This window comes from Chitinophaga filiformis (assembly GCF_023100805.1).
GTDB lineage: Bacteria > Bacteroidota > Bacteroidia > Chitinophagales > Chitinophagaceae > Chitinophaga > Chitinophaga filiformis_B.
Genome location: NZ_CP095855.1, coordinates 4,169,480 through 4,195,499, shown reverse-complemented (window position 1 = coordinate 4,195,499; position 26,020 = coordinate 4,169,480). Strand labels below are relative to the sequence as shown.

The following is a 26,020-nucleotide window of genomic DNA, read 5'->3' as shown; positions in this document are numbered from 1 at the left end:
GAAGGGCTTCAAAAATGAAGCCCCGGTCGTTTCCACGTAAAATCCAATAAATTAAATAGCTATCGCTATTAAAAGTCTGCTGATACACATAAAAAAAACCAGTCCACTGTTCTATATTCCCCCCTGTTATTAAGTCCCTTCACGTGACAATCTTCTTCTTGTTTTAATTTTATTTCAGCACATCCAGTACCGGATGTGTAATTCCCGATAATTTGTTCATTTCCGGCTTGATCAATTCCATCACAGCAATATTGTTTGTGCCTTTACGGAGCCATTCCGCCGGAACATATATCGTCTGCTGCGGACCTACTTCCCAGTATCTGCCGAGATGATGTCCATTGATCCATACAGCGCCTTTACCCCAGTTGCTCATGTCCAGGTATGTATCTCCGGGCTTGTCCAATACAAATGTACCCTCTTTCAATACCGGTGCATTTGTACCTGCAAGTTGCTTTTGTGCCTTTACTGCCGGCAGCCTGTCAAATGGCAATTTGTAAATCTTCCAGTTCCGGACTGCTTTACCGGCCCACAGCACCTCTTCTGTAATTCCTTTTTTATTTGTCAGCAGATAAGGACCAAAGTTGATACGCCCCAGGTTCTCTACCAGCAGGTCCAGTTTCACTTTTCCTGCAGGCAATTGCAGTTCTACACTATCCAACCCGGATCTTCTGTCCAGCACTCCCACTCTTTTACCGTTCACCATCACGATACAATAATCTCTCAGCTCTTTCAGCTTTAACAAGGCTTTCTTATTACCGTCCAGCGTTGTGCTGTACAGTACCCATCCATATGCCTGTCCGAGATCTTCAAAAGTGAGCGGTCTTGCACTGCTGACAGGCGCCGGTAAAAAGCTGAACAATGGTGTTGAACGTGTGAACCGGATGTCTGGTATTGCAATCGCAGGTCTTGCTGCAGGTATTTCCGGCAATACAGTTCCGGCGGGTAAATGTTTGGCGATCACGTTACGGAATTGCCTGAACTTTTCGGTAGCATTCCCCGCTTCGTCGAGCGGCGCATCATAATCATAACTACTGATCTGCGGTTCGTAGGGCGAATGATCGTTGGCGTTAGCCCCATTCATGAAGTCTCTGGTGGTGCCTCCATGGAACATATACATGTTGATGGAGATGCCTGCCGACAATACGCTATCCAGTTTTCCCAGGTACTTCTCATAGGGAACGGTATGATGTTTCGTTCCCCACCAGTCAAACCAGGCAGGATACCATTCAGCGATGTAATAAGGTCCTTTTCCATTATGATTCTCATTGATCAGCTTCTTCACCTTCGCGGGATCATCTACACCATTAATAGCCGGTAACAACCCTGGCAGGTGTCCGTCTTTAATAGCAGGTTCAGGATCGCAGGTATATAGCAGACCGTCGAATCCCGCTTCTATGAACATTTTGCGGTTGATATCAAGATAGTCTTTATCGTTCGAATAAGAGCCGTATTCATTCTCTATCTGCACCATCAGTATATTACCGCCATGATTCACCAGTAAGGGCGACAACTGCTTACCAACGGCTTTGATATAATTCCGGTAGGCCTGCAGGTACTGCGGCTCTTTGCTACGCACCGTCAGTCCCTTTATTTGCTGCAGCCAGTATGGATATCCGCCAAATTCCCACTCCGCACATACATAAGGGCTGGGCCTTAAAACCACCCACAATCCTTCTTCCTGCGCTGTTTTCACAAAAGCGGCAATATCATTGTTGCCTGAAAAATCATACTGTCCTTTCTCCGGCTCATGTACATTCCAGAATACGTAGGTGCCAATGGTATTCAACCCCATTGCTTTCGCCATCTTCATTCTCTCGCGCCAGCATTCGCGTGGCACCCGGGGATAATGCATCTCGCCCGATATCATCAGGAAGGGTTTACCGTCCAGCAGGAATGCAGTATCTCCCAGTTCGAACGTATGTTTCCCCGTTTGCTGTGCGCCTGCAGTCGTACTGAGCAGTGCTGCCAGCAAAGCAATTAAGCCAATCCTTTTCATCCTTGGTCTTTTATTAATTAATACTTTCCGTCACCGTAACAACAGCCCGGGCGGGTATCGTAAGGCTATTATTTACAGCAAGAGGGACCAGGTTATCCGCCTCGGAAGTCACATAAGCGCGAAGCCTCCGGAGCTGTCCCTTCTTACGGTTCAGTGAAATACGTTTGTTGTCGTTTGCACTATTGACGATCACTATACTGATCGTACGATCGGTATTTTTATATGCAGAGACCAGCAATGTACTGTCTCCGCTTATGCCGGCACTGATCCTTTTCGCTCCGGGTCTTACAAAGCGGCTGTAGTTACCCAGTGTCCATAACATTTTGCTGTCGTGGAACTGTCCGTCGGCTTTGTTCTTATCTATATAGATCAATCCATCCTTATAATCATACGGAGATATTGCCAGCCAGAAATGCCAGGCTGCAGCATTCGCGACGGTAAGGTCGTAGTGGATGACACGGGCCAGGTACAATGCTGCGTCCATGCCATAATCTCTCTTTTGACCATTGATCTCGCCGGCGTTATCGCCCAGTATGCAATATTCTGATTGCCAGAATCCCAGGCCATTTACTTTCTTCACCTCCTTTGCTACTTCTTCCCTTACCTTCAACGCAATGTTAGCGGGTGAGGTCGTAAAATAGCTGTGCCCTAAAATATTGTGATCCACATTTGGCAGGTTTCCCAGGTATTCGGGAGAACTGCTGTCAAAGAAGGCAGTGATCTGTTTTCCTTTTGCGGGCTTATCTCTTCCATCGAACAGGTAATTCAGCTGACCGGCTTCACCGATCACTATTTTTACAGGCAGCTTACGGGCTATGAGCGTTTTACTCAGGCTTCTCGTCAGCGCGCTGATCTGATCATTGTTGTAGGGGCATCCCTCCTGTTTGTTATCACTCCAGTCCCATTGCGGTTCATTCACAGGACTGATGAAGTCAAAACGGATACCGGTGGTCTTATGTACGCCTTCCAGCGCATCTGCTATATAGGTGGCAAAAGCATCGTAGTTATCAGGACTGATATTAGAAATTCCCTTCCGGGCAAATGCTTTGCCGGTGAGGGTCAGATTGACAGGAGGGCTATTCAGGAAGGCCAGGAATTGCTTTACCTTTCTTTCTTTTGCCGCCTGCAGGAACCAGTATTGTCCTGATGGGGCCTGCCACCTGGAAGCCCGGTGCCATTCATCGGGAATGCCACTGCTGTCGCCCTGTTCAGTACTGCCGGCACCGATATTGTAGCGCCAGAGAGATAATCCGATACCCTTAGGCTGCCCGCCGGAAGTAGTGTCTATGCTAAACAGCCAGTCTGCCATCCTGTTCTTCTTCTCTGCCGGCCAGTTGCCTACGAATTGCGTGGACCAGGCATCTGAAGCGCCAAAATTGTCAATCGTCTGATAAGTCACATCCGGATCGATGCTTATATGCACCGCGGCGGTCTGTCCCGCCGCGGTTTGCATACATGTATAAAGCAATGCCGATACAATGATCAATTTCATACTTAATATCCGCTTGTTTGTTCCAGCTTGTTATTAGAAGCCTGGATCTCTGTTCTCGGAATAGGCAGCCAGTAGTTCTTTTCTGCGAAAGAACGGTTGCTCAATGCCACTTTCCTGGTGTATACAGGCTTTTTATTGCTATCCAATTCCACTGTTATGCCATAAGCAGGAACGTTCTCTGTCTCCATAGCGATCTTCCAGCGGCGTACATCATAAAAGCGATGTTCTTCAAAAGCCAGTTCCACCTGTCTTTCTCTCCTGATCGCATCCCTCATCTGGTCTTTAGACAGGCCTGCTGCCAGCGGTGGCTGCATAACGCTTGCACGTTGTCTTACCTGGTTCACTGCAGCATATACTGATGCATCCGGACCTACTGCTTCGTTCTGTGCTTCTGCATAGTTCAGCAACACTTCTGCGTAGCGGAGATAGATCCATGGCTGTAAGCCGGCTACGTTCCATGGGTTATCAATAGGATTATTGTCATCCATGAATTTACGCAGGTAATAACCGGTTTTAGAAGTGTTCCAGTTAGAAGGACCATCTTTACTGTCTTTTCCACCGGGCGTATACACTTTAACTGTGTCATTCCTGTAAATAGCACCATTATAAAGCACGGTGGCATAAAAACGGGCATCACGATTTGCATAAGGATTGGTTGCATCATATCCGGAAGCGGCATCTGTGATCGGTTTACCATTCTTCATTTCATAAGCATCCACCAGATTCTGCAGCGGTATATTTCCACCCCAGCCATTGTAACCATTCGGACCGTTTGAAATTTCCAGGCAGACGTGACGTGCACCTATTGCATATTGTCTGGCGAAGATAATCTCGTTGCTGCCGGGAGTCAGGAACAATTTAGCATAATCTGATGCAATTGAGTACTGGTTCATGTCCATCACCGCCTTTGCAGCAGCTGCTGCTGCATCCCAGCTACCTATGTTATACAGGGGACTAGCTGCATACAGCAACAGACGTGCTTTTAATGCCAGTGCTGCACCTTTGGTTGCCCTGCCGGATTGCCAGTTGTTATCATTAGCTGCAGGCAGGTACTGCGCAGCAGAATCCAGCTCGGCCACTGCATAATCCATACATTGTTTCAGGGAGGACTTGGTATAAAGGGCGGGATCGCTCATGTTATCGCCCAGATTATACACCTTATCGCCCATCAAAATAACGCCGCCATAGTTCCGGATAAGGTCATGGTAACGGAAGGCCCTGATAAAATGCAGTTCACCTCTCAGCTTATTTCTTAACTGTTCGCTCATTCCCACCTGCATAATGTTGTTCAGGCCATAGTTACATTCGCGGATACTGCGGTAGCTCCTGCCCCAGAGGGTACCGGCGATACCGGTATTTTCAGGCGCCAGCAGGCCTCTTTGTATCAGCCAGGTATTATCATCGTTATTGTATATGGATTCGTCTGTCAGAGAGCTCCACATCGCATACTCAAAACCCCTTCCGAAGCCGGGAGGAGTGCCCTCTGCTTCTTTATCCTGCAATTTCACGCCCATGTAACGGTTAATGACATAGTTCTCAAACAAAGAGGAATCAGCCAATACTGCCACATCCGCGATCTTATCAGAAGGTACGATATCCAGGTAATTCTTTTTACAGGAGGTAAATATTCCTCCGGCAAGAAGCATTGTGTATAATATATTCTTACTAGTTTTCATTGATGGAATTTTTACGGATTAAAACTTAACATTCGCACCCACATTCACGATACGTTGCTGCGGATAGAACTGGCCGCTGCCACTGGTACCTTCCGGGTCATAATCTTTCACCTTAGTAATTGTGAACAGGTTGAAAGCGCTGGCGTATATTCTCAGGCCGGAGATATTCATACGGGACAAAATACCTGCATTCACATTATAGCCAAGCTCAACGTTCTTCAGACGGAGGAAGGATGCATTATTCAGCCAGAAGGAGTTTTTATACAGCCCTCCGTTGTTTGAAGAAGAAGCTCTTTCGTCTACCCTGGGATATGTTCCGTTAGGATTTGACGGGCTCCAACGGTTGTCGGCCCAGCTGCTGTAGTAGTTACCGATAGTACCTGACTCTGGTAATACATATTGGCTTACACGTGACTGTCCTGCAAATACCACGGACACATCAAAGCCTTTGTAATCAGCACCCAATACAGCACCATAGGTGATCTGGGGAATATTGCTATAAGGCATTCTTGTCTGGTCGTCTGCAGTGATCTTGCCGTCCTTGTTGTAATCTTCGTAGATCAGGTCACCGATCTGCGCGCCTTTTACATGCGGATACTTATCCAGGTCTGCCTGTGATCTGAAAATACCTATCGCATTATACAGCAGTTCTGTATTCAGTGGCCTGCCGGTTTTACGCTGATAATCCAGTGTTCCTGCAGCTTCGTCCATAAAAATCACTTTGTTCTTCGCATAGGTAAAGTTTGTGCTGATATGATAACCAACGCCGCTGGCGGTGCGGTTGTCATATCCCAAGGTGGCTTCTATACCATTGCTGTTCACCTTTCCGATATTTTCAGAAGGCACCAGCGGATCGGAGCCGTATGGATTTACGATACCTGATATCTGCGGAATAGAGGCATTCCTTGGTGTGAGAATGTCGCTACGTTTTTGCTGGAAATAAATGAATTCCATTGACAGGTGCTTCAGGACCTGTGCATTGAAACCCACGTCCAGTTTCTTCGCTACTTCCCAGGTAATGTTTGGGTTACCCAGTTTGGTCAGATCAATACCAGAGTGAATAACAGAACCGATCACATATTGATTGCTCAGGGAATAGTTGTCGAAGTACTGGAACAGTCCCACGTTATCATTACCCAGTGTACCGTATGAAGCACGTAGTTTCAGGTCATTGATAAAGCCCACAGAAGACTTAAACCATTCTTCCTGTGACATGCGCCATCCCGCAGATACAGATGGGAAGAAACCATATTGTTCGCCTTTCGGGAATGTAGAAGAACCATCAATACGGGCCTGTGCTTCCAGGAGATATTTTTCCTGGTAGTTATAGGCCAATCTGCCGAAATAGCTCTTTCTGGTAAAGGTGTAGCTCTTACCGGAGTTATCTTTATCTGTTGCAGCGGCACCGCCCTGTGACAATTCAGGTGTCAGCGTAGTCGGAAAGTTCATCCTGTAGGCGCCGAGGCTATCCAGGGATGTTTTACTCTGTTCGTACGCTATAAATGCGCTTACATCATGTTTGCCAAACTTACGTGCATAATTCAGCTTGATGTTGGAAGTGATCAGCGCCTTGTTCAACTGTCCTTCGGACAGGGTAGCCATTTGGTTGGACCCACCGATCACCGTTTTCTTATAAGTGTTGGTTGCTTCCACAAAGTCGTATACTGCGTAAGGCTTAGCAAACGATTTGCCGAAGCTCCATGATTTGTCGATAGAGACAAATCCGTCAAGCGAAAGACCGTCTACACCAGGAATTGCATAGCTACCTTTCAGGATACCATTGAACACCTGTGTTGGATTTCTGTTGGTACCACCAATGTCGGTTGCCTGCAGTATCGGGTTATTGTTCTCAATACCGGAAGTCGGTAAGCCATTAGGATAACGCGCTGCTACTGTCGGATAAGCACGGTAGATAGAACGGAAGATATCTCCCGCACCGGTTACCGGATACATACGGTCTTCTTCGCGACCTGACAGATAGAGACTTACTTTCAGTCTTTTGGTAACGTCTGCGTCAATATTTGACCTGAAGTTATACTGGTTATAATCTGTTACACCATGTTTATAGATACCGTCCTGTTTGATCATGCCCAGGGACACATAGTATCTTACATTTTCACCGCCTCCGTTCACAGACAAGCTATGCTGGCTCTGCAGGGCGGTATTCTTCAGTGTTTCTTTCTGCCAGTCGGTATTCGGATAATGCAGCGGATCGGAACCATCCCTGAATTTCTGTATCTGGTCAGCAGAGTACACCTGATTCATACCATTTGCCGGCAGCGCATAGTACTGGATCTCGTTCCTGATAGTGGCATATGTTGCCGCATCTGCCATTTTAGGCAGACGGGTTGGAGAGGTAAATCCCTGGTTGAAGCTGTAAGAGATCACAGGCTTACCTGTTTTACCTCTTTTAGTGGTTACCAGGATCACCCCGTTTGCTGCACGGCTACCATATACCGCAGCAGACGCATCTTTCAATACGCTGATGCTTTCTATATCATTGGGATCCAGCCTTTCCAGACCACCGATCTGTCCGGGCACCCCATCTACCACTACCAGTACATCATTATTACCGGTAGTTGCCTGTCCGCGGATGCTGATGTTGGAACCGTCGTAACCGGGCTCACCGGACCTGTTGTTAGCGATCACACCGGAAAAGCGACCAGCCAGCGCGTTAGACACGTTGGGCTGAGGGCTTTTTACGATATCGGCGCCTTTTACCACTGAAATAGAACCGGTAAGGGTAGCCTTTTTCTGGGTACCGTAACCCACCACTACTACTTCATTGACATTCTGGCTCACGGCAGTAAGCGATACATTTACCGGGGAATTACCTTTTACGGCAATGGCCTGGGTCACATATGAGACGTGATTAAAAACGAGCGTATCTCCTATACTCGCCGGCAGGGAAAATTTACCCTCCTCATTTGTCAGCGTTCCCTGGTTGGTCCCTTTTATGCGAACACTTACACCCGGAACACCCCCACTTCCTTCAGACACTTTCCCTGTTATATTTAACTTTTGCGCCCTTAATTCAGGTATCAGGGACAGGGAAAAAAGGAAGATCATCAGCAACTGTCGTAGTGACACTAATTTCACTACCGTGGATAGACTTTTTTTCATAACGTACATTCCTTTAAAATTGATTGATAGTTGGTAGCACTATGATTACGTGGTAATTATGTGACTAAATTAGGTGGATAAAAAGGACCCGCAGAGGGGGTAAATCGCTTAAAAAAGGGGGTATTTTCATATTTCAGACTGCAGAATTGTCTGATTTCACCACGTTCAGATCCTGGTTGAAAGAATGCCTGTACTTTTTGACATAAGCCGAAGGATTCATCCCAAATAGCTTGTGAAACTGTTCCCTGAAATATTTAATATCAGCGATTCCTACCTGAAAGGCAGCCTGGTTGACTGTATAATTCTCCTTTAACATTAAAACGGCCGCTTTCCTGAGCCGGATGGAACGGATAAAGGCATTGATTGTCTGCCCGGAGATCGATTTTACTTTCTTATAAAGGCTGGAATGGCTCATGCCGATAGCCTGGGTGAATGTCTTGATGGTAAAATCTTCATTTCCCAGGTTAGCTTCGACTATTTCTATGCATCTCTTTAAAAAATCCTGGTATTCGGCAGGCACCTTTACATAACTGGTTCTGAGGGTGATGTTTTCCTGGAAATATTGCTGTAACAGGTTACGGTTCCTGATAATGGTCTGGACTTTTACCAGCAGCAGGGCGCTATCGAAGGGCTTAGTGATATAGTCATCGGCGCCGCCTTCAATTCCTTCCATTTTCGCCTCGGAAGAGGAGGCGGAGGTGAGCAGAATGACCGGGATATGGCTGGTCGTATCTGTCTCCTTGATCTTCCGGCACAGTTCAATACCATTCATGCCCTCCATGTGGATGTCGCTGATCACCAGGTCGGGCATGTACTTTTCTACAGCCACAAATCCTTCGGTCCCGTTCTCCGCTTCATAGACAATATATTTATCTGCGAAAAGCCGGTGCAGGTATTCCCTTATCTCGGCATTGTCATCAATCAGCAGGACGGACCGCTTTTCTGTGATCATTTCTGCCGGGGCTATTGGTTTTTCGGGCTCCGGTTTCCGGTACGCATCGTCTATCAGTTCATCGAGGATCGCCGATTTCTTAACCGGTTCTTCTTTCAGCGCCACCGTATCGAAATGCGCCGTCCCCGTTTTCAGGTGAACAAAGAAAGTGGTCCCCTCATTGACCTTGCTGGTATAGGAAACACTGCCTTTATGATTTTCAATGAATTTCTTCACCAGGTATAGCCCTATCCCAAACCCTGAGCTATGACTATCCCCATGCTGGAACTTATCAAATATCCTATTCCCTATGCTCTCGGGGATACCGGCTCCTGAATCCTTCAGGACGATATCAACGCCACCTGCCGTCAGCTGGATACTGAAAGAGATCTCTCCCCCATCCGGGGTAAACTTAAAGGCGTTTGACAATAAATTGAAGAAGGCTATCTCTATCTGCTCGTAATTGGCATAGATCTCCAGGGGACCATTATTATCTGCCAGAAACCGGTACCGGATATTCCTGGATTCGGCCTGTTGGGTAAAACAGAGAAATACCTCTTCGCATAATGAAGTAATATCAAACTTAGTCACTTTAAGTTCCTCATTGTCAGCCCTCCGGAATAATAACAGCTGGTCTACCAGGCTTAGTAAACGCCGGGCGTTCCTGTATACTACCCCTAGCTTTTCGTTGTCTTTCAGCTCTTTCAGCGGATTGATGATCAGCGTGAGCGGAGTACGGAATTCGTGGGAAATATTCGTGAAGAAGGACAATTTCTTCTCGTTGATCTCCTTTTCCTTTTCACTTTCCAGGTGTGCCAGGCGGATCTCGTATCGCAATCTTTCCTGGCGGGACTTATATTGTATATAAAGGTAGATGAGCCCCATGATAAGCGCTATGTAAACGCCATAGGCCCAGGGTGTGCGGTACCAGGGAGGCAATACAATGATCCGCAGCAATTGCCGTTCATCTCCCCACTTCCCGTCAGCATTCGTCACCTTGATCATAAAATTGTAATTCCCCTCCGGCAGGTGGGTGTAATTGGCCGTGCGGGATTCCCTGGCGTCATTCCAGCCCTTATCCCAGCCTTCCAGCAGGTAACTGTACCCGATCTTATCGGGAGAGGTATATTCCAGGGCTACAAAGTCCAGCGAAACCGCCGCCTTATCATATGGGACGGTGATCTCCTCAATGTTCTCCAGGGACCTTTTCGAGATATAGTCACTATTCTGCGCGGCAGGAACATTATTCAGGCGGATAGCTGTCAGGAAAACAGGCGAAAAGTTACTCCGCTCATAGATACTATCGGGATGGAAGATGTTGAACCCCTTGATACCTCCGAAAAGGAATTCCCCCGATCTCAGTCGCAGGGCGGCATTAAAGGAGAACTGGTTACTTTGTAATCCGTCTGTCTGCGAGAAATTGCGGCAGGTATACCGTACCGGGTCAAACTTTGTCAGGCCGTTGAAGGTACTGATCCAGAGATCGCCTTTATCGTCTTCCAGCAGACGGAGCACTGTATTGCCCGGCAGCCCTTCCGCTTCGGAGAAACGCCTGAACTTACCGGTAGTTGCATTGAAGAGCAACAAGCCTCCTCCTTCGGTACCTACCCACAGGTTTCCCCGCCGGTCCTCATGGATAGTGCGGACGGTATACCCTACCGGAAATATGCGGTGCTGCTTCTGATTACGGTCTACTTTGATCAGCGAGGAATAGTTTCCAGCCCACATGTTTCCCTTGTGGTCTTCCGCCAGGCATTGAATATTTACCAGCGACCTGTCGAAAAGCTCAAAAGTGTCGGTCTGACGGTTAAAAGTGTACAGGGTACCATTATTTGTTGTACTGGCCCACAATCGTTTCTGTGCATCTTCATAGATCACCCAGACATTGTTCTCTGCAGCTTTGGTAAAGGGATTAAAACAGGCATAGTGATCAAAGGCGTCCCGGTTTCTATTATACCGGTTGATGCCTCCAAACCAGGTAGCGATCCACAGATTGCCATAGGAATCCTGCAGCATACCGGTAATAAAATTGCTGCTGATAGCCTGTTTGTTGCCCGGGTCGTAGTTGTAATTCTTAACAGTATTGTTCTCGCGGTTCCAGTATTTCAGTCCGCCGCCATCTGTACCTATCCATATATTCTTTCCGTCTGCTTCGCAAAAAGAAAGAATGAAGTTGTCTACCGTACTTCCCTTAAAGGAGTGTTGTTCAAATAAATTACGGCGGTTATCAATAATATTAACGCCTCCCCGAAGGGTACCGATCCACTTACGGCCTTCCCTGTCTTCGCAGATGGAGTAAACGGCATTGCTGCTCAATGTATAGTCGCTATGCCTGGCTTCGCCATTCCTGACCACAAATATCCCATGACCATCGGAAGCTGCCCACAGTGTACCCTGGCTGTCTGAACAGAGATTAACGATCTTGCTTTTTTCTTTCAGATAATTTTCCGAGTAAGTACCATTATATTTAAAAAGTCCCTTATCTGTCCCGATCCAGAGGTCGCCATTTTTATCTACCTTCAGGCAATTGGCCTGCTTCAGCTCCCGGCTGATGACTGTAATAAGGGCTTTACCGCAATCATATTTACACAATCCCAGGTCCTGGACGAATATATAAGCCGCCGTCTTGTCTGCATTGAAGTCTATGCCTGTTACTTCATAATTCAGGTTATTATCCACCGGTATCTGGCGGCCTGCGGCCGCGTGCCTGTTGAACAGCAATAAGCCCCTGCTCTCGGAGCCCACGAGTACCATGCCATCATTCCCTGCTTTGATGACATGGATATTCCCGTCCACAGGCTTGCCGGTACTTGCATTCCTGGCCACGGAGAAGTGCTCATTCACCGGGTCAAAAATGCTTACCCCTTTTCGCCCGCCCAACCATAACCGATGATCGGTATCACCATCAATTGTATAAATACCGTTATCTATAAGAGAAGTACTGTCGCCTATCCTGTTCCTGTAGATCCTGAATTTGTAACCATCATACCGGTTCAGTCCATCGTAGGTTCCAAACCACATGAAACCTTTATAATCCTGGTAAACATTTACGACTGCATTATTGGAAAGCCCATTTTCTATACTTAGATACCGCAAAGGTTGTTCAGCAGCAAAGAGACCATTTACGGAAATGGTCATCCATATCAACATTGTCCACCGCATTCTGTAAGCGCTAATTTGCGGTTAAAATAGCGATTTTATTTTAAAAAAAGCTCCCGGAGGATATTCCCCCGGGAGCGCTTATTTTATCCGGCTTCAGATTTATGCTTCTGCAACAGTAACCGGTAAAGCTGATATTGCTGGTGTAACCGGCACACTGTCGCCTACCATCGGGCCTCCGGCAGACAGTTCACTGCCCTTCCGCCTGGACTTAAATATAGGCCAGAGGAATTGTGCGTACCACTCCTCCTGCTTGTAGTGTTTGATGCCATATCCGCTGGGATACTGCCTGGTGATGATCCCGGTCCCGAATATGATATCCCAGATAAAGAACATATTTCCAAAATTTCCTTTATAATATCCAACGCCATCATCGCTGCTATCTGCATGATGTGCATGATGGGTAGCCGGCGTAGATATTACTCTTTCCATCACCCAACCAACCGGTTTTAGCCAGCGGATGGTATAGAAGGGTTTATCCCATTTGATACTGGAATGTGCCCCGGTCGTGATCAAGGCTTTGATGCCTGTTACAAACAAGACTGGGTATCCAAGTCCCAGGTATACCAGGGTTGTAGTCAGATAGATCTGTGAAAAGAAGATGGTGTAGATAATATTCTGCCTGCTGGCCATTGCCATGCCCATATAGGGAGCCGAATGGTGTGTACGATGGAAGCGCCATAACCAGGGCAGCTGGTGATGCAGGCGGTGATACCAGTATTGTGTCAGGTCATCTCCTACCGCAATAATTGCAAATCCCCACCAGAAAGGTACCCAGGCGAATATATTCTTTGCATCGGGCAGCAGCGTGGGCAATAATAGTACACCCAGGTAAGCGATCAGCGGGCGTACAACGATCCTGGGCACCACAAAACATACGATGTCCAGTATCCTTTCATTATTGGTCCAGTGGTTCTCATATAGTCCGAAGGAGAATTCAACTACGCCAATGATCAGCATGATCACTGGCAGGCCCCAGCCATTCAGGTTGGTGAAGATCAGTTCTATATAATGTAACATTAGATAAAGTTTTAAGCACCGGTACACCGGCACGGGTATTAAAATGTTATCTCGATGCTTTTACAGCCGGTTGCGGATGTTGCTTCCACGGTTTTTCGCCGCTTATCCTGAACGATAACAACATGAGCAATACAGGCAAGGCATACAGCACAATACTTATCAGCGCATCCCTGATAATTCGCTGCTTTGTGATATTATCTGTTTTCATGATGATTATATTTTCATGTCAGAGCCAATGCTGGATCAGCCACAAGGCGCCAGCGATAATAAACAAGGGTATCAAAAAAATGATTATGCCTACAATGATCTTTCTGATCAGCAGTAAAATATCCTGTACTATCATATGGTAATCATTTAGGAGCAGCGGTGAGTAATTTCCTTGAGTTGATCAGCCTTGCTTTGAACACATCATCCCAATCGATGAACGGATAGATGTTATACTTCTTCGCATCCTGCTCGAAGAGGCGTTTCAATTCAGCCAGTTTCTCCGGATATTTATCTGCCAGGTTTACCCGTTCATTGAAATCATCATTCAGGTTATAGAGTTCCCATACATCCTTGTCAAAGTCTTTTGTAACAGCTTTGCCTGCGTCTGAAAAACCATTCAGGTCTTCATAATTCGGATGATGTGCTGCTCCTGCTTTCCATCCGTCTTTGTAAATAGCCCTGGAGCCGAAGATATAATAGTACTGTTCCGTATGCCGGGATGGTGCATTAGCGTCAGTAAATGAATAGACCAGGGAAGTTCCATGCAGGCTGTCCTGTTTGATTCCCCTGATCTGTTGAGGGAAAGGAATGCCTAAAAATTCAATGGTCGTAGGCAAGAGGTCTGTTACATATCCATATTGTGTGCGTATTTCACCTTTGGCTTTGATCCCTTTAGGATAAAATACGATCAGCGGGTTCCGCGTTCCTCCTTCTGAATTGGCATCCTGTTTCCAGTACTTAAACGGGGTGTTTGCAGCCTGCGCCCATCCTAAAGGATAATTGGCGCTGGATGCCGGCGTACCTATCTCCGCTATATGTGCCTCATTGAATAACCTCGCAGAATCGCGTGACAGCGTCTTATTCCTCCTGGGAGAATGGGCATCTGTCACCACTCCTTCCAGGGAGCCTTCTTTACTTGCTCCATTGTCACCAATCACAACAAAGATTAAGGTATTATCCAGCTGGTTGATGGATCGCAGGTAATTGACCACGCGGCTTACCTGGTAGTCTGTATAAGTCAGGTAACCCGCGTACACTTCCATAAAGCGTGCATACAGTTTTTTCTGATCGGGTTTCAGCTCGTTCCAGGCCTGTATATATGGGTTTCTCTCCGGCAATTTTGCGTTGGCAGGAACGATGCCCAGCTTTTTCTGATTAGCGAAGACTTTCTCTCTGAATGCATCCCAGCCATCGTCAAATTTTCCCTTATACCGGTCGCTCCATTCTGTAGCCACCTGGTGGGGAGAATGGGTAGCCGCCGGCGCATAATACAGGAAGAAAGGCTTATCGGGCGCAGCAGCCTTCTGCCTGGCAATGTAGCTAATAGCCTTATCTGTGATCTGCTCACTGAGATGCCTGCCATCAGGTTTGATGTTTGCATTATCTTCCACCAATGCCGGTTTATATTGATCGGTAGCGGAGCCCAGGAAGCCGAAGAAATGTTCAAATCCTTTGCCGGAAGGCCAGCGGTCAAAAGGCCCTGCGTCAGAGGTATCTTCATCCGGAGTGAGCCCGTATTTACCTACGGCAAAGGTGTTATATCCGTTCTCTTTCAGGATCTCTGCAATTGTTCCGGAGCTGGAAGGTATCCGCCCGTCATATCCCGGGAAACCGGCAGATGAAAAGTAATGCGCGAAGCCGCCCATATGTACTGCATGATGGTTCCTGCCTGTCATCAATGCCGCCCGTGTAGGCGCACAGATAGCAGCTGTATGAAAATTAGTATAGCGCAGCCCGTTATTGGCCAGGCTGTCGAATGTAGGTGTGCTGATCACACCGCCGAAAGTACTGGTAGCGCCGAAGCCTACATCGTCCAGCAATATCCAGATAACGTTAGGAGAACCAGCCGGAGGTTTCGCTGGTGCAGGCCACCACTCCTTTGATTCCGCCAGCGTACGACCTACTGTACCCTGGTATGGTTGCTGTGCCCGTAATGCAAAGCCGGTCATTAATGTTAATGCACTTAAAACGAGAAATTTCATGTTGCGTAATTAGTTTTTATGATGATGTAATTACCAGCCGGGATTATTGGTCAGCTCCCCGTTAATGTCTATCTCCGACTGGGGGATTGGGAAAAGCGTATCTTTTAATGCAGCTCCCGTTTTTGCAGGTATCTTCTTCAAGGCGTCGTAGAGATAACTTCCACCTCTTCTTGACAGATCAAACCAGCGCATTCCTTCCTGTATAAATTCCTTCCTTCTTTCCAGGAAGACGGAATCACGGAAATCGGCCTGGTTCAATCCTGTGGTCAGTCCACCCACGTTAGCGCGACCTCTTACGGCATTAATTGCCGCATAAGCATCTGCAGTAGGGCCGCTGTTCAATTCGTTGAGCACCTCTGCTTTCAGCAACAGGATATCCGCATACCTGATCACAGGGAAGTTAATGCCACTCTGCGCCTGATTGGTCAGCGGCGTCAGCGAGTAGTCTATGAACTTGGCAAAACGGGCAGGACTGAAGATGACATAGTTGCCTGTAGCCGCGTTGTAAATGCGGGTCAAAAATGTAACGTCCCTGCGTGTGTCCGTTGCTGCAAATAGTTGAAACAGCGTACTGTCGGCAGGAAGATCGCCCGGATAAACAGCGGCATTAAAAGAAGAAAAATTGCCACTGCTTAATGACTGGGTACTATTCTTAGCGCCCAGGTTTGTTCCAAACTGTACGGAGAAAATATGCTCCTTACCATTCTTTGTTTTCTGCTGAAAGGCATCCAGGTAATTCTCGAATAAAGCATAGCCATACCCACCGTTGGTCACTTCATTGATCTCGGCCAACGCTTTACTCCATTCCCTGCGGGTCACATACACCTTCGCCAGCAATGCGTGTGCAGCCCCGCTGGTGGCACGCCCGATATCTGCCCCTGTATATGTTTTTGGCAACAGTGTAGCGGCTGTCAGATCGGCAATGATCTGGGCATATACACTGTCTTTCGGCGCCCGTTTCACCTTTTGTGCATTTACATCGATAGAAGAAGGATCATGCAGGATAAGCGGTGCATCTCCCCAGAAACGCACAATATTGAAATACAGCAATCCGCGCAGGAACTTAGCTTCTCTCACCAGCCTTGCCCTCGTGGTGGTATCAAAGTCGATTGACGGAATATTGTCAATCGCAATATTTGCCCGGCTGATCCCAAAATAATGCTGCTGCCAGTTCTTCTTCACCCGGTCATTGGCCGCCACATAGGTGGCTGTACCTAAGGCACGTACGTCCGTGTTGGTGTTCGACGGACTGAACACCTGGTCGTCGCTTGCATTCCCTGTTAAAAGGTTCAGGTTTCTGCCATACATGGGAAAGTCACCCGCTGCGTCTGTGTTCAAAGTGCTGTATATCGCAGATACAGCAGCAAGGGCATCTGCCTGTGTTTTGTAAAACTGCGAAGCCGTGATAAGAGAGGATGGCGATTCATCTAATTTATTGCAGGAGGCCATCAGCACTCCGGCGATCAATAGCATCGGATATAATCTGGTCATTGTATTGAATATTAAAAAACAGGACTGTTTTATGCAGGCGCAATTATCAGAATGTAACACTTAAGCCGGCCAGGAAACTTTTGGAGCTTGGGTAGGCGCCATAGTCAATTCCCTGCTTGGTGTTATCATTGTCATAGAAGTTCACCTCAGGATCCAGACCCGAATAATCGGTCCATGTCAGTATGTTCTGCGCTGTTATGTAGATCCGCAATTGTTTCGCATGGATCTTCTCCAGTACGCCTCCCGGGAGACTATAACCCAGGGAAAGATTCTTGAGCTTTACAAAGGACCCATTCTCTACATAACGATCGGTTACCTGGGCTACCGGTGCATTGGTTGCCCTGGCCACTTTTCCCTCCGGATTAGCATCACTGTAGCGGTCCAGCAATACAGCCGAAGCATTCAGCGATAGTGTAGGTATTTCCAGTTTCTGCTGGAGGAAGTTGAATATCTTGTTGCCATAACTGCCCTGGAAAACAAATGACAGGTCGAAGGCCTTATAGTTGAGGGTATTGGTGAAACCGAATGTCAGCTTCGGTTGTGCGCTACCGAGATTATGCTTGTCGGCCGTAGTGATCAACCCATCTCCATTGGTATCCACATACTTCGTATCGCCCACCTGCTGGGAAACACCTGTCAGCACAGGTATGCCCTTCTGCAGATCTTCTTTTGTGATCAGGCCATTAGTGTTATATCCCCAGAAGGTTGCAACAGGCAGTCCTACTTTTACGATCACCGGAGAAACATACCCGGTAGGCGCCAGCGGGAAATAATAGTCAGTACCATTACCCAGGTTTATTATTCTATTCCTGTTGGCAGCCAGCACCAATGTTGATTTCCAGTTAAAATCCTTTCCCTTGATATTGTCGGAGGTAACACTTAGTTCCCAGCCCTTATTTTCTACACTGCCTACATTTTGTAAAACGCTGGCATATCCTGTATACAGCGGGAAGGGAACGTTAAGGAGCAGGTCTGTCGTCTTCTTATAATAGGCATCAAACGACACATTGATACGTTTATTGACCAGGCCAAAGTCGATACCGCCATTGTACTGTGTAGTTGTTTCCCATTTCAGGTCGGGATTAGCGATCTGCACGGGAGCGATGCCCGTTACCAGGGCTCCGTTGAAATAATAGTTTGTTGGCGACAGTGCCGCGAGTGAGCTATATGGCGGTACTTCAGAATTACCTGTTCTGCCGGCAGACAGGCGGAGCTTCAGATCGCTGACAGTACTGCCCCATCGTTCAGCAAACACCTCCTTTCCCGCATTCCAGGAAAAGCCAATAGAGGGAAAATATCCCCAACGATTGTTTGCTCCCAGCCTGGAGGATCCATCGGCGCGTAATGACAGCGTAAAATTGTATTTGTGCTGATAGGAATAATTCACCCTGGCCAGGTAGGAATTCAGTGAAGACTCATGTCCGTCGGAAACAGATAATACCGGCGTACTGGCATAGTTCAGGTTATTAAAGGAAGTAAGGTCATTGGGAAATTTCTGCGCACTCGCCACGGCCGATTCATCCTTCTGATGCTGCATGGTATACCCGGCCAGTACGTTCAGGAAATGTGTTTCACCGAAGGCATGATCGTAGGTCAGCGTGTTCTCATTGATCCAGGTGGTAGCGCTCAGATTACCGACAGACGCGTATCCCCCTGCGGCATACCCCGTAGCGCTGCCGCCGGGTGAACCGGCATAACCGGGCGAATAATAATTCTGTTTTGTATTGAGGAGGTCTGCCCCACCTGTTACTTTCAGCGTGAGTTCTGTCAGCAGTTTATATTCCAGTGAGGTATTGGCTAATATCCTTCTCAGGTAGGTTTTATTGATCGTAGACTGAAAATCCTGGATCGGGTTAGTTGGAATGGAGGAATAGGGACTGCTTGTATTGTAGCTGCCATCCTCATTCCGGATCTTCGCCACCGGTGATACCTGTAACAGATTGGCAAAGGCTGTACTCTGGAAATTAAGGCTGTTGTACGCATTGCCATATAACTTGTCCTCTATTGACTGGCTACCGAATATGTTGGTAGCGAGTTTCAGCCTGTCTGATACCGTACGTTCATAGTTCACACGGCCTGAGTAACGTTTAAACCCCGTATTGATGATAATACCTCCCTGATCGAAGTAGTTGGCAGAAATAAGGTACCTCGACTTCTCATCTCCTCCTGAAAAGGAAAGTTCATGGTTCTGTAATGCTTTTTTCCTGAGCGCCGCGCTTTGCCAGTCGGAACCTTTACCAAGTGCGGCAAGATCAGCCTCATTGTATGTTTTAGCGCTTCCGGTACTCACGTTAATATCATTTACGAGCTCACCCCACTGTTTTGCATTCAGCAGGTCCAGCTTTTTTCTTACCTGCTGCGTACCGGCATATGTGCTATAGCTCACTTCATCGTGGCCCCGGCGACCTCTTTTAGTAGTGATGATGATCACACCATTTGCTCCGCGGGAGCCGTAGATAGCGGTTGCAGCAGCATCTTTCAACACTTCAATAGAAGCGATATCGCTGGGGTTGATGGTTGAGAGTGCATTGACGCCTGAACCATTGGAAGCGCCTGTATTTGCATAATCATTGTTATTATAGACAATAAAACCGTCTATCACATATAAGGGCGCATTCCCGAAGCTGATAGAGTTTCCACCACGTACGCGGATGGTAGCGGTGCTTCCAGGCTGTCCGGAGCTCTGTGTTACAGCAACCCCCGGTACGCTGCCCTGTAGCAGATTGTCGAATGCAGCAGCAGGTTGGGCCAGTAACACCTTGGAAACGCTGGCCACCGATCCGGTGATATCACTTTTACGCTGTGTGCCATATCCCACCACAACGACTTCATTCAACTGACTTTCATTTTCCTGCAGGAGGATCTTCAGCGGAGCACCATCCGCCTGGATCTCCTGCTTTTTATAGCCTATGAAAACGGCTTCTATAATGTATGGCAGCTTCTGGCCTGTTTTAAACCGAAAATTTCCTTTCGCGTCGGTCAACACCTGGTTGGTGGTGCCTTTAATTCTGACTAAGGCGCCAATAATGGGGCTGGCCGTTTTACTGTCAAGTACAATACCGGTGAGTGTAGAATTAATTACAGGATCGGAGGGAGATTGAGCATAGAACGTTACAGGTGCTATTCCTGATAACCAGGAGATAAGCAAGAGAACTTTTTTCATTAAATTTGCGATTAGTGATTAGACAATACGATACCGCCCCGCGATCATTCGCAGAGTAGTACATCCAGAGATTTGTTTAGTCAGGCCGGCACTGTTCCCGCAGTGCCGGCTAACTTTTATACCATTACAGGCATACAACAGGTGCACCCCGATTATTTACCATACATAGCATTGTTCAACAACATAATTTTTAGTTTATAAATATATCAATCCCCTATGCAGGGAATGCTTTTACTGACGTGAGCGTTAGGTGGAAGTTTGGGCGAAAATATGGCCAGGATTAGCGTTTTGTTGTACTTCAGCAACAACAACAGCAGCAATCAGTTTTACTGTTGCAGATGTCTGTTGTTTGATATTTGGTTGATCCCTTTTGTGTCATTTGGCAATATATTACAGGGAAGTACGCTATTATTTCGAATCAAAAATAGAAAGTAATTATTAGTCCACCAAATTAATGTACTAATAAATTTTATATCGTTATTACATATCCCCAGTCTATTGCTCATATAAGTAGGCGTTTTTCATATGGTATGTTCACACTGTTGGTTCAGGCGTGCATATGCCCTGTTCGCGATAGAATTAGTCCACTTAAGCTACTTGTTTATTGTCCTCCGGAGCACACGGCTATAGTTTTGCCGCTGTCAATCACAGACAGCATTAAAACTAAACCCGGAAACTAAAAAAACAAGTATTGCTATGAAACATCTTATTTTATTTGCCGTGCTGGCATTAGGCATTGTATCCTGTAAGAAAGACGATGCACCAGGTAATGGCCAGGAAACTGTTATCGACTATCATCAGACAGCCACCACACAATTCGTTACCTCGGGCGATACGAAATATGCCTACCGTGTACTGGGAGACAAGGGCGGTATGCCGCTGGTTATGCTGTCGCCCCTGGGCAGCACAATGGATGACTGGGATCCTGCAATTACCAATGGGCTTGCGCAAAAGTACAGGGTGATCATCTTCGACAACCAGGGAGTTGGCGCATCCACAGGAAAAACACCCGCTACTATCGCAGACATGGCCAAGGGAGCCGTGGCATTTATAAAAGTACTGGGATATAGTAAAGTGAACCTGATGGGATTTTCAATGGGAGGTTTCATTACGCAGCAGATAGTACTTACTGAACCGGCGTTGGTGAATAAGGTGGTACTGACCGGAACTGGTCCTAAAGGTAGTGAGGGTCTGGCCAATCTGCCGGACATACTCGTTGGCGGCGCTGGTCTTAATCCGCTGGAGTCCTACCTTTACTTCGGGTTTACAACGTCTGACGCCAGCAGGGCTGCCGGCAAGCTTTCTTATGAGAGAGTACATAAACGTACGATTGACCGGGACAGTGCAGTAAGTGCGGAAAGCAATACCGCCCAGCTGACAGCGGTTCTGGCATGGGCGCAACCATATCCGGATGCACTGAAGGAACTGGAAGCCGTTACTCAACCGGTGCTTCATATACAGGGTCAGAAAGACAAGCCTGTACCTGTGGTCAATGCGATCAATATGTCACAGCATATACCGAATGACAGGCTGGTGATCTATCCGGATGCAGGACATGCAGCATTCTTCCAATACCCTGAGCAGTTTGTACAAGAGGTAAATGATTTTCTCGGAGAATAATTTGTTGGTTTAGACAAAGACAGCACAGATCGGAAGGTCTGTGCTGTTTTTTGTTATTGGTGCAGGCATAGCTGGCAATCCCTTGCCCATTAACGCTTTGCCTTATAACAGATAAGGAGTTTTAATGATTGTTCATTTTTTTCAGTAGGATTTTTTAAAAGCCATTTTGTTCATTTTATGGTGGGGTGTAAGTAGTCCGGAAAACAATGTGTAGTATTGTGGCAGATTCACTTTGCCATTGTTTTAATGTCCTAAGGGGCAAATAATTTCACCATATCTCTTATCTATTGAAATTTAGTGTATATATGAGTAATATTCTATCCTTTAAAGAAAAATCGAATCAAAATCTCCTTTCAGCGAGATATCTGATCAAAAAAAAGACATATTGCAGCAGCGTACATTGTTCTTTTTACTCCTGTTTACAAACAATGTTCCACGTCTTGTTTACAAAGAAAAAGATCATTAAAACAGAGTTCATTGCAAAGAGTAAACATAATGGTATCAGCTCGCATATTCAGGCATTCAAGTTAATTGGCAATGAAATAGCCAGCAGTGATTTCAGGGATTACAAATGGTTTCAAAAACAGTATCCGGAACTGAAGCATCTGAGAGAAAAAGCAGACTACTCGGATGAATTTATAATACAGGAAGAGGTGTATGACGCCTTTAACAAAGCAAACAGCATTATTTCACTCGTTAATAAAATCTAATTTTATGTTTAACAAATCAAATAGCGCATCCATTGAATTTATTAAGGAGAAACTGGCACTTTTAGCCAACGCATTCAAAACAATTGCAATAAAGTATGCGTATAATGACGTAATCAATACCCACGTTGTTGAGTTGACGCCAGTAAACGAATATTACAACAACGAGGCACTGGACAAATATTGGATTCCAATTTCTCTGGACTTTAAGCGCTTATTTGAAAATGAGGACATTACCTTCATATCTTCCGATTCGCTACTTTCAGTAGCGAATCCGGAGTTTGAATGGAATGCAGGTAATAAGGCAACAGATTTGCGGTCTTCACTTCCAATCACCAAGGGGAACTTTTCCATACCCGAAGTAGACCAAAGCATCGGTCTGGCCTAAGAGTTTGTGCTGATTTAGCGTAGCCTCCTGCAGTAGTGTTTGGAGTTAATGTAAATGTCTGATTAATAATTTGACATAGAAACAGCTAAACGAAGGAGGCTTTGTGGTTTTTTAGCAGAGCATTGGTTGCGTAAACTAATGCTCTTTTTCGTTATAGGCGGCAAAAGCTTCCAGGTATTTTCCGATATACTCTTCTTTACGTTTAAGGCGGTACTGCATGATAAACCGGGGATGTTCGAGCGGTACAATAGTTTCAAAGAAACGTTCTTTTTCGTTCAGCTGTTTCAGGAAGGCCGCATTCTTACCGGTGCCAAAACAGTAACAAACCCGGGTATCTATCCCAAATTCCAGTTGCTGACGAATGCTCTTCACCATAAAATCGTAAACCGCATTGGTCAAGGCTTTACTGTCGTAATAGTTATAATTGATCTCGGAACCATCCGGCTTTACCGAAGTAAATCCCAGTGGAGAAACGGATGCGAAATAGAAATCGTGATAAAAAGCCATAGGGCCCCCATAGGCGCTGATCACATCATAAACGTACACAGATGAAGGTTCATGTGTCTTCACCCCTTCTATGCTGATGCCGAGCACTTCTGTCAGTCTTTTGGTATCCGTAAAGGGAATACCGGTTGCACCGGAGCCCAGCCGGCCGGGATTGATCCCCATGATCATACGGCGCCGGTGATGATCGTTATAGTACTTCCGATAAAATTGTTGCATAATATCCATTACCTGTGGCTGCTCACGGAAAGGGTTCATGATCCTGATGCCCGGAGGCAGGGAGCCGGTGTAATGAAGGTTCGTATTAAATTCTATGACGTGGTCGGCAAACGTTTTCTTCTTCATGACTGGATTTGGGCAGTAAAAATACAACAGTAATCCCTATAATCTGCCTCCGCGATATCCACCTCATGAAAGCGGGTATAGAGTGCGTTTTTTCGAAACACCTTCGCCTCCGGTAGGACCTATCGTTTGCCGATCGATTAAATATCCGGCATTAAGCCTTGCCCCATTCTGGATAGACAATTTAAATATGACAGTAAATTTTTATCGTTTTATTTTAATTTTTTTATACCTTAGCTTAAAAAATAGCCATGAAAACATTGCGACGAGGTGATCTTCTTATTGCCCTTATTGGATGGGCTGCTGTGTTGTTATCAGCTCAGGCCATAATATACTATGTAAGGTGGTTTATTCCATCGCTGACGGACCATCATTCTTTCATCGCCCCTCCTGTCAAAAATTCCCAGTTGTGGTTTATTACGAAGATTGCGAGTAATCTTATCTTTTTATGGGTAAGTGTGCTTCTGCTTAAACTATATAAAAAATATCGAAGATCCGGCTATTTTGAGCAGGACAGCATCCGTTTATTAAACAGCGTTATCATTGCTTGTCTGTCCCTGGCTTTCTTAGGGTTTATCAATACGATCTGCGAAAACACTGACGAACTACATATTGAACAATGGAACTCCTTATGGAGTATTTCCAATCTGTTGTTCCGGTTCTTTACCCGATTGTTGGTGTTAAAGGAACCGCAAACAATGTATTTATTACTGGGAGCGATATTGTGGGGTGTCCGGCAATTTGTTATGCAGGCCCTGCAAGTTAAAAAGGAAAACGAATCATTTATTTAGCTATGGCAATAATCGTTAATCTTGATGTGATGATGGCTAAGAGAAAGATCTCACTGAACGAACTGTCAAAGCAGGTAGGCCTTACCAATGTGAACTTATCAATTTTAAAGAACGGAAAGGCAAAAGGCGTAAGATTTGAGACGCTCGAATCTATCTGCAAAGTGCTGGATTGCCAACCAGGCGACATACTTGAGTACAGAAGGGAAGAGCAAGAGCAGGGACAAATATGATCAGGCAAAATTATACCAATCAGGCCACCCGTACCGCCTTTTCAACAAAGTTTATTTCGTCTTCTGAACAAACCAGCCGGACGCTCTGCTTCCGAACTTTGCTTTAACAAAACCATTATTATGGAAAGTAAAGCAAATAATTACTATGGCGCCCTGCAGCATCCCATAGGTTCAGGATTCGACGCAGCATCAACAGCTATTGAGGTTATCAAAGGTATAGATCTTACCGGCAAAACGGCTATTGTTACAGGCGGCTATTCAGGCATTGGACTGGAAGCCGTGAAGGCATTGCTTGCGGCAGGGGCGCAAGTGTATGTACCTGCCAGAACTGTCGGGAAGGCAGAGAAGAATCTCAGTGGCTTATCCAATGTGACAGTGCTGGAAATGGATCTGATGAACGCTCCTTCGATCAAGGTTTTTTCTGAAAGGTTTCTGGCCCTGAAAAAAGACTTGCATCTGCTGATCAACAACGCAGGTATTATGTGGACACCTTTACGACGTGATGCACGTGGCTATGAGTCACAGTTCTCTACCAATCACCTGGGGCATTTCCAGCTGACCGCACAATTATGGCCAGCTTTAAAAAGCGCCGGCAGCGCTCGCATTGTCAATGTCTCTTCCTGGGGGCATCATATGGCGTCTGTCGACCTGGAAGATCCCAATTTTGAACATCAGCCTTATGATCCCACTGTTGCTTATGCACGTGCAAAAGCAGCCAATATCCTGTTTACGGTGGAACTGGATAAACGGGCGCAAGCTTCTGGTGTAAGGGCTTATTCTCTGCACCCTGGCGCCATATCGGCCACAGATCTCGGCAGGGAGCTATCCAGAGAAACCTTAGCCGCTTTAGGGATATATGACGAAGAAGGTAATTTCCGCCACGATCCTTACAATGGTTATAAAACCCTGGGAGAAGGCGCATCTACCACCGTTTGGTGTGCCACCAGTCCTACACTCGAAAACATCGGCGGCGTGTATTGTGAAGACACGGACATAGCACCGCTTGACGAGGAATGGAAAGGATACCATCCTGAGGAATTTGTAATGACAAAAGGCGTAACGCCGGAGGCCGTTGACGCAGAAAATGCACAAAGGCTCTGGTCAATCAGTGAGGCCCTGACCGGCATTGCATTCGCCGCGGAATAACACAATTAAAGGAACGCACATGCTCAATGAGAATTTGTGCGTTCTTTTGTAA

The 26,020-nt window shown here is 46.4% G+C and carries 17 protein-coding genes; 6 read left to right on the top strand and 11 right to left on the bottom strand.

The genetic code is table 11. The annotated features are described in order from the left end of the window. Window positions 1-169: 169 nt before the first annotated feature. The 10 genes from MYF79_RS16780 to MYF79_RS16735 all read right to left on the bottom strand — a co-directional run bounded on the left by MYF79_RS16780 (window position 170) and on the right by MYF79_RS16735 (window position 20,240). Entirely contained in the window at window positions 170-1,996 is a 1,827-nt protein-coding gene (locus tag MYF79_RS16780; RefSeq protein ID WP_247808807.1) for a glycoside hydrolase family 35 protein, read from the bottom strand. Window positions 1,997-2,009: 13 nt separating this feature from the next. After that, a complete protein-coding gene (locus tag MYF79_RS16775; RefSeq protein ID WP_247808806.1) occupies window positions 2,010-3,488 on the bottom strand; it encodes a glycoside hydrolase family 30 protein in 1,479 nt (492 codons plus the stop codon). 2 nt (window positions 3,489-3,490) lie between these two features. Then, on the bottom strand, window positions 3,491-5,164 hold the full coding sequence (locus MYF79_RS16770; protein WP_247808805.1) for a RagB/SusD family nutrient uptake outer membrane protein: 1,674 nt from the start codon (window positions 5,162-5,164) through the stop codon (window positions 3,491-3,493). Window positions 5,165-5,182: 18 nt separating this feature from the next. After that, window positions 5,183-8,287, bottom strand: coding sequence for a SusC/RagA family TonB-linked outer membrane protein (locus tag MYF79_RS16765; protein WP_247808804.1), 3,105 nt, complete (start codon window positions 8,285-8,287; stop codon window positions 5,183-5,185). 133 nt (window positions 8,288-8,420) lie between these two features. Beyond that, complete coding sequence (locus MYF79_RS16760; RefSeq protein WP_247808803.1) at window positions 8,421-12,380, bottom strand: two-component regulator propeller domain-containing protein; 3,960 nt, start codon at window positions 12,378-12,380, stop codon at window positions 8,421-8,423. Between the two features lie 99 nt (window positions 12,381-12,479). Further along, the gene (locus tag MYF79_RS16755; protein ID WP_247808802.1) at window positions 12,480-13,397 is read right to left on the bottom strand and encodes a sterol desaturase family protein; all 918 of its coding nucleotides are present in this window, start codon (window positions 13,395-13,397) and stop codon (window positions 12,480-12,482) included. A gap of 46 nt (window positions 13,398-13,443) precedes the next feature. Continuing rightward, window positions 13,444-13,605 carry a hypothetical protein gene (locus MYF79_RS16750; protein ID WP_247808801.1) on the bottom strand — a complete coding sequence of 54 codons (162 nt, stop codon included), beginning with the start codon at window positions 13,603-13,605 and terminating at the stop codon, window positions 13,444-13,446. A 142-nt stretch (window positions 13,606-13,747) separates the two neighbouring features. Then, window positions 13,748-15,586 (bottom strand): sulfatase-like hydrolase/transferase, encoded by a 1,839-nt coding sequence (locus tag MYF79_RS16745; protein WP_247808800.1) that lies wholly within the window; start codon window positions 15,584-15,586, stop codon window positions 13,748-13,750. A 30-nt stretch (window positions 15,587-15,616) separates the two neighbouring features. Beyond that, window positions 15,617-17,077, bottom strand: a complete 1,461-nt coding sequence (locus MYF79_RS16740; RefSeq protein ID WP_247808799.1) for a RagB/SusD family nutrient uptake outer membrane protein — start codon at window positions 17,075-17,077, stop codon at window positions 15,617-15,619. Window positions 17,078-17,123: 46 nt separating this feature from the next. Beyond that, entirely contained in the window at window positions 17,124-20,240 is a 3,117-nt protein-coding gene (locus tag MYF79_RS16735) for a SusC/RagA family TonB-linked outer membrane protein (protein ID WP_247808798.1), read from the bottom strand. 696 nt (window positions 20,241-20,936) lie between these two features. Between MYF79_RS16735 and MYF79_RS16730 the strand changes: the two genes are divergently transcribed. The 3 genes from MYF79_RS16730 (at window position 20,937) to MYF79_RS16720 (ending at window position 22,955) form a co-directional block, all read left to right on the top strand. Further along, on the top strand, window positions 20,937-21,860 hold the full coding sequence (locus tag MYF79_RS16730; RefSeq protein WP_247808797.1) for an alpha/beta fold hydrolase: 924 nt from the start codon (window positions 20,937-20,939) through the stop codon (window positions 21,858-21,860). A 440-nt stretch (window positions 21,861-22,300) separates the two neighbouring features. Continuing rightward, window positions 22,301-22,570, top strand: coding sequence for a hypothetical protein (locus MYF79_RS16725; protein ID WP_410688237.1), 270 nt, complete (start codon window positions 22,301-22,303; stop codon window positions 22,568-22,570). A 4-nt stretch (window positions 22,571-22,574) separates the two neighbouring features. Further along, window positions 22,575-22,955 (top strand): hypothetical protein, encoded by a 381-nt coding sequence (locus tag MYF79_RS16720; RefSeq protein WP_247808795.1) that lies wholly within the window; start codon window positions 22,575-22,577, stop codon window positions 22,953-22,955. A gap of 135 nt (window positions 22,956-23,090) precedes the next feature. On the opposite strand, the gene MYF79_RS16715 is transcribed toward MYF79_RS16720, so the two are convergent. Next, entirely contained in the window at window positions 23,091-23,804 is a 714-nt protein-coding gene (locus MYF79_RS16715; RefSeq protein ID WP_247808794.1) for an SMUG2 DNA glycosylase family protein, read from the bottom strand. A 248-nt stretch (window positions 23,805-24,052) separates the two neighbouring features. On the opposite strand from MYF79_RS16715, the gene MYF79_RS16710 reads away from it, so the two are divergent. From MYF79_RS16710 to MYF79_RS16700, 3 genes are all read left to right on the top strand, one after another. After that, window positions 24,053-24,592: a hypothetical protein gene (locus MYF79_RS16710; protein ID WP_247808793.1), complete on the top strand. Its 540-nt coding sequence runs from the start codon at window positions 24,053-24,055 to the stop codon at window positions 24,590-24,592. Between the two features lie 2 nt (window positions 24,593-24,594). Beyond that, window positions 24,595-24,822 carry a helix-turn-helix domain-containing protein gene (locus MYF79_RS16705; RefSeq protein WP_247808792.1) on the top strand — a complete coding sequence of 76 codons (228 nt, stop codon included), beginning with the start codon at window positions 24,595-24,597 and terminating at the stop codon, window positions 24,820-24,822. 120 nt (window positions 24,823-24,942) lie between these two features. Then, window positions 24,943-25,968 carry an SDR family NAD(P)-dependent oxidoreductase gene (locus MYF79_RS16700; protein ID WP_247808791.1) on the top strand — a complete coding sequence of 342 codons (1,026 nt, stop codon included), beginning with the start codon at window positions 24,943-24,945 and terminating at the stop codon, window positions 25,966-25,968. Window positions 25,969-26,020 lie beyond the last annotated feature (52 nt).

Bases quoted from the DNA above. Each gene is read 5' to 3' on its own strand.
- MYF79_RS16780 (WP_247808807.1), bottom strand. From the start codon at position 1,996: ATGAAAAGGATTGGCTTAATTGCTTTGCTGGCAGCACTGCTCAGTACG.
- MYF79_RS16775 (WP_247808806.1), bottom strand. From the start codon at position 3,488: ATGAAATTGATCATTGTATCGGCATTGCTTTATACATGTATGCAAACC.
- MYF79_RS16770 (WP_247808805.1), bottom strand. From the start codon at position 5,164: ATGAAAACTAGTAAGAATATATTATACACAATGCTTCTTGCCGGAGGA.
- MYF79_RS16765 (WP_247808804.1), bottom strand. From the start codon at position 8,287: ATGAAAAAAAGTCTATCCACGGTAGTGAAATTAGTGTCACTACGACAG.
- MYF79_RS16760 (WP_247808803.1), bottom strand. From the start codon at position 12,380: ATGCGGTGGACAATGTTGATATGGATGACCATTTCCGTAAATGGTCTC.
- MYF79_RS16755 (WP_247808802.1), bottom strand. From the start codon at position 13,397: ATGTTACATTATATAGAACTGATCTTCACCAACCTGAATGGCTGGGGC.
- MYF79_RS16750 (WP_247808801.1), bottom strand. From the start codon at position 13,605: ATGAAAACAGATAATATCACAAAGCAGCGAATTATCAGGGATGCGCTG.
- MYF79_RS16745 (WP_247808800.1), bottom strand. From the start codon at position 15,586: ATGAAATTTCTCGTTTTAAGTGCATTAACATTAATGACCGGCTTTGCA.
- MYF79_RS16740 (WP_247808799.1), bottom strand. From the start codon at position 17,077: ATGACCAGATTATATCCGATGCTATTGATCGCCGGAGTGCTGATGGCC.
- MYF79_RS16735 (WP_247808798.1), bottom strand. From the start codon at position 20,240: ATGAAAAAAGTTCTCTTGCTTATCTCCTGGTTATCAGGAATAGCACCT.
- MYF79_RS16730 (WP_247808797.1), top strand. From the start codon at position 20,937: ATGAAACATCTTATTTTATTTGCCGTGCTGGCATTAGGCATTGTATCC.
- MYF79_RS16720 (WP_247808795.1), top strand. From the start codon at position 22,575: ATGTTTAACAAATCAAATAGCGCATCCATTGAATTTATTAAGGAGAAA.
- MYF79_RS16715 (WP_247808794.1), bottom strand. From the start codon at position 23,804: ATGAAGAAGAAAACGTTTGCCGACCACGTCATAGAATTTAATACGAAC.
- MYF79_RS16710 (WP_247808793.1), top strand. From the start codon at position 24,053: ATGAAAACATTGCGACGAGGTGATCTTCTTATTGCCCTTATTGGATGG.
- MYF79_RS16705 (WP_247808792.1), top strand. From the start codon at position 24,595: ATGGCAATAATCGTTAATCTTGATGTGATGATGGCTAAGAGAAAGATC.
- MYF79_RS16700 (WP_247808791.1), top strand. From the start codon at position 24,943: ATGGAAAGTAAAGCAAATAATTACTATGGCGCCCTGCAGCATCCCATA.